This is a genomic window from Myxococcus sp. CA023 (assembly GCF_010998615.1).
Classification (GTDB): Bacteria; Myxococcota; Myxococcia; order Myxococcales; family Myxococcaceae; genus Myxococcus.
Genome location: NZ_JAAEAH010000054.1, coordinates 26,741 through 39,737, shown reverse-complemented (window position 1 = coordinate 39,737; position 12,997 = coordinate 26,741). Strand labels below are relative to the sequence as shown.

Annotated in this window: 10 protein-coding genes; all 10 read left to right on the top strand. The window is 69.2% G+C overall.

The annotated features are described in order from the left end of the window. Nucleotides 1–8 precede the first annotated feature (8 nt). The 10 genes from F8M74_RS23235 (at nucleotide 9) to F8M74_RS23190 (ending at nucleotide 12,827) form a co-directional block, all read left to right on the top strand. Nucleotides 9–2,246: a hypothetical protein gene (locus F8M74_RS23235; RefSeq protein ID WP_141253917.1), complete on the top strand. Its 2,238-nt coding sequence runs from the start codon at nucleotides 9–11 to the stop codon at nucleotides 2,244–2,246. 5 nt (nucleotides 2,247–2,251) lie between these two features. Then, nucleotides 2,252–3,304: a hypothetical protein gene (locus tag F8M74_RS23230; protein ID WP_141253916.1), complete on the top strand. Its 1,053-nt coding sequence runs from the start codon at nucleotides 2,252–2,254 to the stop codon at nucleotides 3,302–3,304. 119 nt (nucleotides 3,305–3,423) lie between these two features. After that, nucleotides 3,424–3,987, top strand: coding sequence for an RNA polymerase sigma factor (locus F8M74_RS23225; RefSeq protein ID WP_141253915.1), 564 nt, complete (start codon nucleotides 3,424–3,426; stop codon nucleotides 3,985–3,987). Continuing rightward, the gene (locus F8M74_RS23220; protein ID WP_141253914.1) at nucleotides 3,984–4,784 is read left to right on the top strand and encodes a zf-HC2 domain-containing protein; all 801 of its coding nucleotides are present in this window, start codon (nucleotides 3,984–3,986) and stop codon (nucleotides 4,782–4,784) included. Before F8M74_RS23225 ends, F8M74_RS23220 begins: the two co-directional genes overlap by 4 nt. After that, nucleotides 4,781–6,364, top strand: a complete 1,584-nt coding sequence (locus tag F8M74_RS23215) for a caspase family protein (protein ID WP_141253913.1) — start codon at nucleotides 4,781–4,783, stop codon at nucleotides 6,362–6,364. Before F8M74_RS23220 ends, F8M74_RS23215 begins: the two co-directional genes overlap by 4 nt. Nucleotides 6,365–6,404: 40 nt before the next feature. Continuing rightward, nucleotides 6,405–10,211 (top strand): FG-GAP-like repeat-containing protein, encoded by a 3,807-nt coding sequence (locus F8M74_RS23210; RefSeq protein WP_141253912.1) that lies wholly within the window; start codon nucleotides 6,405–6,407, stop codon nucleotides 10,209–10,211. Between the two features lie 104 nt (nucleotides 10,212–10,315). Then, nucleotides 10,316–11,011 (top strand): class I SAM-dependent methyltransferase, encoded by a 696-nt coding sequence (locus F8M74_RS23205; RefSeq protein WP_141253937.1) that lies wholly within the window; start codon nucleotides 10,316–10,318, stop codon nucleotides 11,009–11,011. Nucleotides 11,012–11,113: 102 nt separating this feature from the next. Next, complete coding sequence (locus F8M74_RS23200) at nucleotides 11,114–11,392, top strand: hypothetical protein (RefSeq protein ID WP_141253911.1); 279 nt, start codon at nucleotides 11,114–11,116, stop codon at nucleotides 11,390–11,392. Between the two features lie 19 nt (nucleotides 11,393–11,411). Further along, a complete protein-coding gene (locus F8M74_RS23195; RefSeq protein WP_141253910.1) occupies nucleotides 11,412–11,837 on the top strand; it encodes a DUF4326 domain-containing protein in 426 nt (141 codons plus the stop codon). 21 nt (nucleotides 11,838–11,858) lie between these two features. Continuing rightward, a complete protein-coding gene (locus F8M74_RS23190; RefSeq protein ID WP_141253909.1) occupies nucleotides 11,859–12,827 on the top strand; it encodes an ornithine cyclodeaminase family protein in 969 nt (322 codons plus the stop codon). Nucleotides 12,828–12,997 lie beyond the last annotated feature (170 nt).

The window sequence follows — 12,997 nt, the reverse complement described above, 5'->3', positions numbered from 1 at the left end:
AATTCCACATGCAATACGAGGTCTATGAGGGCGATCCGATCGACCTGGCCGGCGTCGAGACCGAGGAAGACGTCGAGTTCACCCTCCTCAACACGGATGGCAACGACAAGGAAGAGACGGCGACGGCCAAGAGCCACAAACACACCTGCGGCAAGGTCCCCCCCGGGCAGGACAACTACGTCATCTCGTGGAAGTACAAGCTGCCGGCCCAGGAGGAGCTCCTCTCTGGCAAGGACACCTTCCGCGTCTGGCCCAAGCACCTGAAACTCGCCGTCCAGTTGAAGGAGGGCGCCAAGGGCTCGGTGGAGGGCTTCACCTTCTCCCTGGCGCAGGGTGAGAAGACCGAGAAGCCCACGGTGACGGGAGGCGCTTGGACCGGCCCGCTCGAAAAGAAGGCCTACCAACTCGAGGTCGTCTCCCCATGGAAGCTCGAGGAGAAGATTGCCTCCACGGAAGAGGCCGCGAGCTACACGCTCAAGGTCTCCCAGCTTCCGTGGACGGCGAAAATCATCTCGCACGCCGACGGCAGGGCGGAGGCCACCCCCTGGAAACAGTATGTGAACCGCCCCCTCCAGGACGGCACGGAGAACGGAAACATCATGCGGGTGGAGGTGGCACCGCATGACCGGGCGCTCGGATTGAAGGACCAGAAGCTCAGCGTGTGCGTCACCTTCAAGGCCACCAACAGCAAGCGGACCACGCCCCGTCCGGCGCTCATCCTCAACGGCGCGGAGCAGACCAGCACGGACCCGGGCGCGGCGCCGGGGACGGCGGACCTCGTCTACAAGGCCCAGCTCGCCCTGCCCGCGAATGGTGGCAGCTGCGTGTTCCACGTCCAGCTCGGCTACGCCGGCGGCGACAGCTGTCACATCCAGGTCGGCTTCGATGACGGCACGGGCGACGACGAACTCTGGGTCTGCAACTGGCGGCGGCTGGAGTCCGAGTTCGTCGTCCCCCACAGCGACTTGCGCCAGGGCTGGGACGAAATCGTCAACAACGACAACGCGGCCCCCAGGCCTCACGCGAACTTCGAGGCCGCCCTCAAGCGAATCCTGGACCCGCTGTTCATCGAGCTGAACTTCCCCGATGCCTTCTGCGCCGTCTACACGGCGGCCCACATCAATACCCTGCTGTCGGCGCGAGGGGGCGTGGATACCTTCATCATGCCGGGCGCGTACGTCCACCCCAGGCTCACCGCGGACAAGAACTGTACGTACCTGGCCCCCACCGACCTGGATGCCCTCCGGGACCTCGCCCTCAACAATGCGCCAGCGGATCCTCGCCGGTTCATGCTCGTCTGGACGGACATGCTGCCCAAGACGCTGTCCGACGATGACGCGAGCGTGGCCGCCGCGACGCCCGGAGAGTACGTGGCCGTGTTCGAGGCCCAGGACACCCCGGTGGAGCACGCGACAGTCAAAGGGCAGCTCGCCGCCCTGCGCAACCCCGTGTGCAAGGGCGCCGCGGACCGATGGGGCGTGGAGAAGGTCTACTGGCGCATCACCGGCTTCCGCAGACAGGGCGACACCGAGTGGTTGGGGAAGGAGGTCATCTGGCAGGAGGACGAGCCAGGACAAAGCGACCTCAACTCCCTCTGGGATTACTGGGAGGCGCCCACGGAGGTGCTTCCAACGACCGAGGCGGAAGCCTCGAAGTGGGTCGACTTCGTCTCCTCACAGAAGTTCAAGATCAAGCTGCCCAACACGGACCCCACTGACCCCTGGCAGTACCTGAGCTGGAACGGCTACGAGCACCGAATCGTGGTCACCGTGGGGCTCCGTCACTTCCAGCTGGGGGCGAACGCCAACGCCGTCCATGGGAAGATAAGGATGACGCCGTTCATGGGCCTTGGCACCGCCGAGGGCGTCGCGCGAACGCTGTGCCATGAGATGGGCCACAACCTGGGCCACGCGTACATCGAGAACAAAGGTGAAGCGACCGACAAGCGAGGCCGGAACTCCAAGCACCAGATTCCAGGCATCCCGTTCGACGCCTTCATCCCCGCGGGCTTCTTCTATGCAGGCCGCGGCCACAAGGGCGCGCACTGCGCGCATGGATTGAAGGCCGCCGGAAAGGACCTGGGCGCCAGGAGCTTTACCCCCGCCGAATTCATGCTCGACACCAACTGCGTCCTCTTCGGCCAGGGTGACCAGACGAAGACGGTGCAGTTCAACTACTGCCCGGAGTGCACGCGCTACATCCGGGCCAGCGACGCGCTCGACATCACGACGAACTGGAAGGCCTAGTGGACATGGCACCGGGCATCTTCGAAATCGAGGGCCAGGACTACTGGACGGACCCGTTCAAGTTCAGTGCACGGGTGCTGCGCAAGTTCCTCCCCGAGGGACGCTATGGGCTGTTCCTGGACACGCCAGCGGAAGCGAACCTCGTGATGATCGACCGCATCCCCCTGCTGGCGCTGTACGCGGCCAGGCAGCAGGAGATGCGCATCTACGACCCATGGAGCACCGGCCACCTCGTGGCCGTGCGGCTGGAAGACCGGACGCTCGACATCACCCCACTGTTCGAACCCCCGGAGCAGCCGGGGCTGTTCGACCAGGACCCGCCGCCATCCGAGCCCCCGGGCACAGGCGCCCTGGCCGTCGTAGAGCAGACGGATGCGCTCCGCCTGGATGCCCTGCAACAACCCGGGCACTACGTGCTGACGGCGCTGATGCTGGACCGCACGTCCAACCGCGTGCAGGTCCACGTCACCCGCGCCACGCCTGGCGGCTACCAGGACGAGGAGGTTGCTCGCTTTCTGGAGGCCATGCGTCAGCAGCCTCCACCGCCCGAGCCCGTGCGGTATGCCCCCGACGAGGACGAGCGCCAGTTCAAGGCCCGACCGGACAGTCCTCCCGCACCGGAGGCCCCGGGCATCGCCGTGCACGGTGAGCGGGTGTTCCTGTACGAGCAAGGCCGGCCCGCGTGGATCCGCGGCACCTTCCAGGTGCCCGTGCTGGCCCACGAGCGGGTTCCGCCCAGGCCGGAGAAAGACGACGACGGTTACGGCGAGCCCCGCCCGGTGGCCATCGTCCCCGTCTTCCTGGTGGTGATTGGCAGTCGCACGGGCGAAGCCGAGGTGATTTCCCTCCGCGTCCCCTGCTTCCAGGACGCCCCCGTGGAAGCGGGGGCCCTGGTGACGGGGCATTTCGAATACGACCTCTTCCAGCACCCCGCCTTCGCTGGGAAGGCCCAGACGAACTTCGTCTACGCCTTCTGTGGGGAAGCCATGAGCGGTCCCACGCGGATGGCCGTGGTGACGCGCGACATGCTGGAGTTGGGGGGCCGCCGCCGGCCGTAGGTCTCCACGCCCGGGCGGGTTCCTTTTCCGGAGCCCGCCCGAAAATGGTTTCGTCCATTTTCCCCGCCCCGGACGTTGGGCATTTCGTGGACCCTGCAGGCCCCTCCAGACGTGGCCCCTTGAGCGACGACACCTCGGCGGAGGCACGCCAGTGGCTTGCCCGGTTCCATGCCGGGGACGCCCGGGTCCTCAACGCCTGCTACCGGGACCACTTCGACACGGTGTACCGCTCCGCCGCTCGCATCCTCCCGGCAGTGGACGCGGAGACCGTGGTTCACGACGTCTTCCTCCGGCTCGTGTCCGATGAGGCCGCGCGCCGCTCCTTCCAGGGTGGCTCCCTGGCGGGATGGCTGCACATCCTCTCCCACAACCTCGCCGTGGACCGGCTGCGCCGCCAGCGGCGTGAGTCGGACGCCCTGGCCCGGCTCGCCGTGGAGTCCTCAGCGTCCGAGGACCCGGCTCCCCCCGAGCCAGGGCTCGACGCCAGCCTCCTGGTGGAGCGCTTCCGCCAGGAATGCCTGCCTCCCAAGTGGGCCCCCGTCTTCGAGGCCCGCTTCGTGCGCCAGCTCAGTCAGCGCGAGGCTGCCACCGCCCTGCGCATGCGCCGCACCACCCTGGCCTACCAGGAGCTGCGCGTCCGCCAGCTCCTCAAGAAGTTCCTCCTCACCCCGGAGGCCCGATGAGCCCCTCCTGCGACATCCTCCCCCTCGTCGACCGTCACTTCTCCGGGCAAATCACCCCTCCGGATGAACGGCGCATGCGCGAGCACCTCCCGGACTGCGCCCACTGCCGCGAACGCTATGAGCGCCAGCTCCTCCTCGCCCGGATGGACCCTTCCGCTCCGGATGCGCGGACACGGCTGGCCCGGGGATTGGGGCTCGGCGCGTCCGCGCTTCCACGGCCCGAGGGGCGCGCATCGGATGCGCGCGCCAACGCGCCGCGCTGGTGGCACCTCGCGCTGGTTCCCGTGGCGGTGGCCTGCCTCGCGATGCTCGTGGTCCGCCTGCCCTCCGCCGCCACCGACGACACGGGCTTCACCGCCCGGGGCGCAGGCAATGCGGCGGCCCAGGCGCGGCTGCTCGCCTACGCCTTGACGCCCGGTGGCCACACCACCCTGCTAGGCCCAACGCTGCGGCCCGAGCAGGAGCTGGCCTTCGCCTTCCGCAACCCCGACGCGCACCGCTTCCTCATGGTCTTCGCCCGGGACACCGCGGGCCGCGTCTACTGGTACCACCCGAGCTGGACCGACCCGATGAGCAACCCCTCGGCCATTCCCATCCCCGATGGGGACACCTTGCGCGAATTACCCGAAGCCATCTCTCATCCGCTCGCGCCCGGGGCCCTCACCCTTCACGCCGTCTTCCTGGAGTCGCCGCTCACCGTGAGACAGATGGAGTCGCTCGTGGAGCAGGGCGACCTCGACACCGTGCTCCCCGCCGGCGCGGATGTCACCTCGCTCCAGCTCCAGGTCATCCCATGAGATTCGCCGTCCTGCTTTTCGCCCTGCTTCCGGTGGTGGCCACGGGGACCTCCATGACGGAGGCCATCCCGCCTCATCCGCGCACAGTGTCCTTGGAGGCCGCGACGCCGCCGCGCACCGCCTCCTTCGCGCTCATCATCGGCGTCAATCGCAGCCACGAGCCGGACCAGCCCGCGCTGCGCTTCGCGGATGACGATGCCGCGCGATACCTGGACCTGTTCCGCATGCTCGGCGCGCGCACATACCTGCTCGCGCGCATGGACGACAACACGCGCCGACTGCACCCGCAGGCCGCCGCCGAGGCCCTGGACCCCAAGCACCCGGAGCTGGCCTCCTCCGTGAAAAAGCTGGGCGAGGACATCGCCCTCGCGCGCAGCCGTGGCGTGGAGACGGTGGCCTACGTCGTCTACGCGGGCCACGGGAACGTGCGCAACGGCGAGGGCTACGTCAGCCTGGAGGACGGTCCTCTCACCGGGCAGATGCTGTCCTCGGACGTGGTGGGGAAGCTCGGCGCCGACCGCGTCCACCTCATCGTCGACGCGTGCTACTCGTACTTCCTGGCCTACAGCCGTGGGCCCGGCGGACAGCGGCGTCCTCTGCCCGCGGGCTTCACGCGCGCGGTGGGCCTGGCGCTGGCGGACAACGTGGGCCTCCTGCTGTCCACCTCGTCCGCTCGCGAGAGCCACGAGTGGGAGGCCTTCGAGGCCGGTGTCTTCAACCACGAGGTGCGCTCGGGCCTCTTCGGCGCGGCGGATGCGGACGGTGACGGGCAAGTGAGCTACCGCGAAATCGCCGCCTTCGTGGAGCGCGCCAACGCGGCCATTCCGAACGAGCGCTTCCGCCCCCAGCTCCACGCTCGGCCGCCCAAGGGCTCCGAGTTGCTGGTGGACCTGCGCCCGGGGATGGAGCGGCGGCTCGAGGTCGACGGCGCCCAGGGCGCGCACTACCTGCTGGAGGACGCCAACGGCGTGCGCCTGGCCGAGTTCCACAACGCGCAAGGCCAGTCCCTGCGCCTGCTGCGCCCGCCTCCTCGCGGCCCTGTCTTCCTGCGGCGCGTGGGTGATGAAGCACAGGAGTACGCGCTCCCCACCGCGCAAGACGTCGTGCGGCTGGAGTCCCTGTCCGCCGAAGCGCCCCGCGTGGCGTCACGTGGCGCCGCGCACGCGTCCTTCCAGCACATCTTCACCCTGCCCTTCGGCAGCGACACCGTCGCGGGCTTCGAGTTCCGGGCGCCGCCACCCCTGACGCTGACGGAGGTCTCCGACGCAGGGAGCCTCCGGAAGCAGCTCGGCTGGGGCGCACTGGCGCTGGGCGTGGCCTCCGCGGGCGTGGGTATGTGGGCCACGTTGGAGGCTCGTGACATTCGTAGCAGCGTCTCGCCCGACCTGTCGCAGCAGGAAGCCGCCGCGCGCAACCGCCGCATCCGCGCCTACAACACCACCAGTGGCGTGCTCTACGGACTGGGCGGCGCGGCGGTGCTGAGCGGCGCGCTGCTCTTCCTGTGGCCGGATACGGACACAGTGCCGCTGGCCACCCTGAGCTCGGATGGCGCGGCCCTGGGCCTCACGGGCGCATTCTGATTCGTCCAAGGCGCGAGCTCCTTTCGTTGTGAAGCTTGAAATGAAGACATCTCCTCGGCTTCCTTCCCGCGTCCTGAGCCTGGTGCTCGGCGCCTTGCTGTTCTCCGGCTGCATCAACCCCGTGAACGAGGGTGAGCGGCCTTGTCCCTGCACCGACGGCTGGACGTGCTGCCCCGACGCCAACGTCTGCGTGGCGGATGCCGCCCGGTGCGAACAACTCCAGCCGCCCAAGCCCACCGCGCCGTCCGCACCGCGCCAGGTGTCCGCGATGCCCGACCCGGGAATGGTGACGCTCACCTGGTTCGAACCCGCGCAGACTGGCGGCAGCGCGATTACCGGCTACGACGTGGGCGTCGAGCCCCTCGATGACGGCATCCAGGTCCAGGTGGAGGGAACCACCGCGCGCGTCACCGGCCTGCGCGCCGGCGGCACCTACCGCTTCACCATCGCCGCGCGGAACGCCGTGGGTGTGAGCCCGACAACGGGCGTGGACGCCGTGAGCCTGCCGGATGTCCCCACCGCGCCCGTGGCCCTCGCGGTGGAGCGCGGAGACCGGCAGGTGCGCGTCACCTGGAACGCCCCCACGTCTGACGGTGGGCGCTCCGTCCTCCACTACGTGGTGACGGCCCTCCCGAGCGGCGCGAGCATCGCGTCGGACGGCCCCGTGCTGACGGCCAACATCGGCGGACTGACGAACGGCGTGGCCTCCACCTTCACCGTGCACGCGGTGAACGTGGTGGGCGCGGGCCCCGCGTCCACTGAGTCCGCGTCCGTGGTCCCCGCCGCCCGGCCCGGTGCGCCCGTGTCCGTGGCCGCCACGCCCGGCGTGCGCGCGGCGACCGTCTCCTGGCAGCCGCCCGAGGATACCGGCGGCCTGCCCGTCTCCGGCTACGTGGTGACGGCCGCGCCCGGTGGCGCCACGCAGCAGGTGGACAGCGAGGCCAACGAAGCCACCTTCACGGACCTCCAGAACGACACCGAGTACACCTTCACCGTGGCGGCGCGGAACGACGTGGGCCAGGGAGTTGATGCCAGCACGGCTTCCGCGCGCACGCACGCACCGCCGAGCGTGCCCACCTCCGTCCAGACCGAGCCGGGCATGCGCTCGCTCACCGTGACCTGGGAGCCTCCGGCGTCCGACGGACGTTCCAGCCTCACCGGCTACACCGTGGTGGCCCAACCTTCAGGTGTGAACTTGGCGGTGAACGCGGACGCGCACAGCGCCGTGCTGGAGAACGTGCCCAGCAAGAAGGCCCAGACAGTCTCGGTGGTGGCGCACAACGCCGTGGGTGACAGCCCCGCAGCCACGGCTGGCGCGCCCGTGAAGACACAGCCTGCCCCCGTGGAAGTTACCCAGTTCGACATTCCCTCGGCGGTCCGTGGCTGCCAGCCGGTGACCTACACGCTGCGGCAGGTGGACGGGGAGCGCGCCGACGTCCTTGTGGAGTTCGATGCCACGGGCAGTGGGACGTTCACCCGCGCGACCCAGGCGGGGGACTCCTATTACGAACGCGCGTCCGGCCTGGTGGCGCTTGAGGCCTCCGCGCAGGGAACCGCGCACACCTTCCGCTGGAACCGCCCCAAGGATGTGCCGGGCGCCGCGCCGACGGCCCGGGTTCGCATCACCGCCACTGTCCCCGGTACTGCACCCGCGACGCGCACGCACGCCGTGGCACTGACCGCGCCGGAGATGCGCTGCGAGGTGGACCTGGACTCCAGCCCCGTGCAGACGATGCCCCAGTACTCCGCGGGAAAGACGTACGGCACGGCGCTCGGTGACTTCAACCAGGACGGCAAGCCGGACATCGCCGTGCTTCACGACGCCAACGCCGACGTGCGCTTGCTCCGCGGGCTGGGCAATGGCGGCCTCGAGTTCCAGAACGCCCAGCCCAACATGCTGATGAGCGGCAAGCACCTGGTCGCCGCCGACGTGGACCAGGATGGCGTGTTGGACCTCGTTTCAGCCAACGCATCCTCCAGCCCAGGCGTCTACGTCATGCGCGGTCAGGGACAGGGCTCCTTCGAAGCGCGCACCTACAACCCCATCCCGAACCAAAACAACCGCGACCAAACCTACGACCTCCCCCCGCCCGTGGTGCGAGACCTGGATGGCGACGGAACGCCCGAGGTCGTGGTCTCCCTGCCCACCCGAGTCGTCGTCATGCGCCACACGGACGGAGGCAGACTGACAGTTGCCTTCGAGGGCCCCAAGCTCCACCACCAGGCACGAGGCGCCGTGGTCGCCGGGGACTTCGACAACGACGGGCGCCTGGACCTGGTGGTCATCGGAGATGCCATCCAGGCCTTCTACGGCCGGGGCTCGCTCACCTTCGCGTCCGAGCACATGGGTTCGCTGGAGGGCAATACCCCCTTCGCCACGGCCGCCGACTTCAACGGGGATGGCCACCTGGACATCGCGGCCCTCGTGGTGGGCCAGAGCGAGTCCGCCATCCACTTGCTGCAAGGTGACGGCAACGGCCGGTTCGCCGCTCCCCTGCGCCTGCATCAACACACCTGGCACAGCTTCGGCGCGCAGAGCCACCTCATCTCCGGTGACCTCGACGGAGACGGACGGCAGGACCTGGCCTACACGCACGCGGATGCGAACACCGTCACCCTCTTCCAGGGACGCGGCGATGGCACCTTCGAGCCTCGCACGCTGCCCGCGGGACGGTATCCCTCACGACTGGTGGCGGGAGACTTCGACGGCAGTGGCAAGCCGGACCTGGCCGTGCTCTCCGGGATGGAGCAGACCGTGCGCGTGCTGAGGGATTTGGAGGCACCCACGCTCCCGGCCATGGGCGCGCTCTTCGTCACCGGCGACTTCGACGGAGATGGCCAGGACGATGTGGCGTCCCGGGTGGAGGGCAGCCTCCAGGTGCACCTCACGCGCGCGGAAGGTGGGCTCGTGCTGCGTGGCCCCTTCACGCTCCCGGAGGAGGCGTGGAAGCTCCTGGCGGGCCGCTTCGACGCAGGTCCGACGGTGGACGTGCTCGCGCTCACGCGCCAGAACGTGCCCCCCTACGGACAGTCGCTCGTGCTGCTGCGAGGCAACGGAGATGGAACCTTCCGCCCGGGTGAGGTGCTGTCCCTGGGAGAGGACTTCACGGCGTTGAGCACGCACCATCTCGTCACGGGAGACGTGGATGGGGACGGCGACCTGGACGTGGTCATCGACCTGTCACGCAGGGAGGGCGAGTTTGATTCCGTCGAGTTGCGGCTGCTGCGCAACGAAGGGGATGGCACCTTCGCGCACGGCGGCGTGCTCGCCACCTACTCCTCGCGCCCCCTGCTCCTCTCACGAGACCTGAACCAGGATGGCCAGACGGACCTGGTGGTGGTGCGGAGGACGTATCCGACCTTCGAACTGCTCATGTTCGAGGGCCGCGCCAATGGCACGCTGGTCCGGCGGAGTGAGTTCACGCCGCTCATCCCATCCTGCAACCCCGCTGGCATCGTGGCCGAGGACCTGAACGGCGACGGACTCGTGGACCTGGTGGTGTCCTGCCAGAGCATGCTGGACGGCGTCCTCCCCATCATCAGCTCGGGCAACTTCAGCTTCTACAGAGGGCAACCCGCGCGCCTCGGGGCTCATGGCGGACACCTCACCGCCAGGGACCTGGACGGGGATGGCTTCCCCGAACTGCTCATCGCATCCCCCGAGCACCACGCCGTCTGCGTCCTGCCCTCCTGGGGTTACGCGAGCTTCGGCACCGCCAGCTGCTTCGGAACGCTGAACACCCCACACGAGCTGGTGCTGTTGGACGTCGACCACGACGGCGTCCCCGAGGTGCTCACCGGGAGCGGCATCCTCGGCACCCACACCACGCTGCTGCGCATCCGCTGACGCGAAGCAACGGGCGCTGTTCCTCGGAGTGCTATCCTCACGAACTCCGAGGAACCGTGACGGAGCCCCCCTCTCCCCCGCCCGAGCAGGACGACGACTACGGCATGTCCCTGCCGGCACTGGTCGTCCTGCGCATCAGCATCGTGTTCATCGAGCTGTTCACCCGGCTCGGTGACGTCCTGGTGCTGCTGCGCCGGCCCCGGCTGCTCCCGCCCTACCTGAGCCTGTGGCTGCACGAGGTGCGCGTGTCGCCCTACCGCCTGAAGCGCTCCTTCGAAACGACACGCGTGCTCCAGGCGAGCGGGCAGATTTTCAAGGAACTGATGTACGGCGAGATGCCGGTGCACACGGGGGTGTGGCTCTTCCGGAAGGCCTGCCTGGGTCCGGGCTCAAGGCTGGTGGACCTGGGCGCGGGACGGGGCCGCACGCTGCTGGCCGCGCGCTGGCTGGGCGCGGAGGCTCGCGGCGTGGAGTTGATGCAGCACCACGTGGACCTGGCCCGAAAATCCGTGGAGAAGGCAGGCGCACAGCTCATCGTGGGCGACGCGACCCGCGCGGACCTCCAGGACGCCACCCATGTCTTCACCAACTGGACGGCGCTGACGCCACAGACGCGGGCCCGGCTGGTGGAGCGATTCCGCACCTGCCGCCCCGGCACGCGCATCCTCACGGTGACGCGGCCCGTGGAGGCGCCGGGCTTCACCGTCCTCTCCAAGCATCGGCTGCTCTTCACCTGGGGCCTGGAGCACGTCTGGATTCAAGAGGTCCGCGACAGTGTCGTTGGAGATACAACCAATTGACGCGGCTTCCTGTGACGCGGGCTCCATGCCTACGCTCCGCGCCACGACGCCGGGCCGACTGGGCTCAAGGCCCTGGGCCCGGGCGTCCAGGAGCTGAATCACATGAAGGCATGGATGACGGTGGTGTCGCTGGCGGTGGTTCCCCTCGCCGTGGGTTGCACGTCGTCGCGCGAGCTGACGCGGGCGCGCGTGGAGGCAAACACGCTGCGCAAGGACGCGGACACGCTGCGCGGGGAGAACGCGACGTTGAAGGAGCGCGTCAGCGAGCTGGAGGGGCAGCTGGCGAAGGTGCTGGAGGAGCGCGACACGCTGAAGGCCGCCGCGGAGAAGCCCCCGGAGCCCGTCGTCGCGCCCGCCGCGGGCAAGAAGCGCAAGAAGTAGCGTCCGCGAGGCCACGCCGATGACCGTGACGCGCACCACGGCGGTCCATGTCCACGACGGCTGCGACGTGTACGTGGGCCGGGCCTTCCGCGCCTATGCGAAGCCGAGCCCGCTCAACCCGGTGCCCGGCCGCTTCGGCAACCCCTTCAAGCCCGGAGGCGTGCGCACTCCAGGCGCCATGCTGCGCACCTACTTCGCGCCGTGGCTGGGGACGCTTCCGGAGGCGGAGCAGGAGCGCATCCGCCAGGAAGCCCTGCGCCGCATGGGGCCGGAGGAGGACGCCTTCGACGCGTTCCGCTGGTACCTGGCGCTGCGCACCCGGCATGACGCGGACTACCGCGCCGCCGTGCTGACGTTGCGTGGCAAACACCTGGGCTGCTGGTGCAAGCCCGGCCCCTGCCACGCGGACATCCTGGCGGAGTGGGTGGATGCGCAGCCGGAGTAGGGGGCGCTATGTAGCGCCGCCATGCCCACCCTCATCCTCAGCGCGAAGGACCTCCGCAGCCTGTACACCGTCGAGCTCGGCCTCACCGCCGTCGAGCGGGCCTTCCGTGCCCACGGCCTCGGCGAGTCGCTGATGCCGCCCAAGGTGTACCTGTCCCTGCCCTCCTACGACGGCGACTTCCGCGCCATGCCCGCGTTCCTCGACGGCGCCGCTGGCGTGAAGTGGGTCAACGCCCATCCGCGCAACCCGGAGAAGCACGGCCTGCCCACCGTCCGCGCCCTCTACATCCTCAGCGACCCGGACACCGCCTCCCCGCTGGCCATCCTCGATGGCACCCTGCTCACCGCCTGGCGCACCGGCGCCGCGGGCGGCGTGGCCTCCAAGTTCCTCGCGAAGAAGCAGCCGCGCACCCTGGGCCTCGTCGGCTGCGGCGTGCAGGCTCGCGTGCTCATCGACTCGCACCGCGCCCTCTTCGGAGACAGTCTGGAGCTGCTGCTCGCCGACACCTCCGAAGCCGCCGCCAAGGCGCTCCAGGCCGAGAAGGGCGGCCGCATCGTCAGCACCCAGGAAGCCTGCGGCGCCGACATCGTCTGCACCGCCACCCCCGCCCGCGTCCCCGTGGTGAAGCGCGAGTGGTTCCAGCCCGGCGCCCACATCAACGCCATGGGCGCTGACGCCCCCGGCAAGCAGGAGCTGGATGCGCGCCTGCTCACCGAAGGCCGCGTCTTCATCGACGACACCGAGCAGGCCCTCCACTCCGGCGAGGTCAACGTGCCGCTGCATGACGGCCTCCTCCACCCCGAGCAAATCGCCGGGACCCTGGGTGAAGTCGTCTCTGGCAAGAAGCCCGGCCGCACCCGCGCGACCGAAATCACCGTTTTCGACTCCACCGGCCTCGCGCTCCAGGACGTGGCCCTCGCTCGCGCCCTCTACGACGCCGCTCTGGCGCGAGGGCTCGGACAGTCCTTCGACATCATCGGAAACGGATGACCCAGTGGGTCGGCCCTACCCCGTACATCTTGTGACTCATTCGAAACCCGCAGGACTGGACAGTTCCAACAACACAGGAGTATTCCTTCAACCGCGCAGTCCGGGGGGAAGCTCTCAAAGCCGCAACAGTTACTCTGGGTGAAGCGCGGAGAGAGCGCTCGCCCAGCGCT

Bases quoted from the DNA above. Each gene is read 5' to 3' on its own strand.
- F8M74_RS23190 (WP_141253909.1), top strand. From the start codon at position 11,859: ATGCCCACCCTCATCCTCAGCGCGAAGGACCTCCGCAGCCTGTACACC.
- F8M74_RS23235 (WP_141253917.1), top strand. From the start codon at position 9: ATGCAATACGAGGTCTATGAGGGCGATCCGATCGACCTGGCCGGCGTC.
- F8M74_RS23215 (WP_141253913.1), top strand. From the start codon at position 4,781: ATGAGATTCGCCGTCCTGCTTTTCGCCCTGCTTCCGGTGGTGGCCACG.
- F8M74_RS23220 (WP_141253914.1), top strand. From the start codon at position 3,984: ATGAGCCCCTCCTGCGACATCCTCCCCCTCGTCGACCGTCACTTCTCC.
- F8M74_RS23200 (WP_141253911.1), top strand. From the start codon at position 11,114: ATGAAGGCATGGATGACGGTGGTGTCGCTGGCGGTGGTTCCCCTCGCC.
- F8M74_RS23195 (WP_141253910.1), top strand. From the start codon at position 11,412: ATGACCGTGACGCGCACCACGGCGGTCCATGTCCACGACGGCTGCGAC.
- F8M74_RS23210 (WP_141253912.1), top strand. From the start codon at position 6,405: ATGAAGACATCTCCTCGGCTTCCTTCCCGCGTCCTGAGCCTGGTGCTC.
- F8M74_RS23205 (WP_141253937.1), top strand. From the start codon at position 10,316: ATGTCCCTGCCGGCACTGGTCGTCCTGCGCATCAGCATCGTGTTCATC.
- F8M74_RS23230 (WP_141253916.1), top strand. From the start codon at position 2,252: ATGGCACCGGGCATCTTCGAAATCGAGGGCCAGGACTACTGGACGGAC.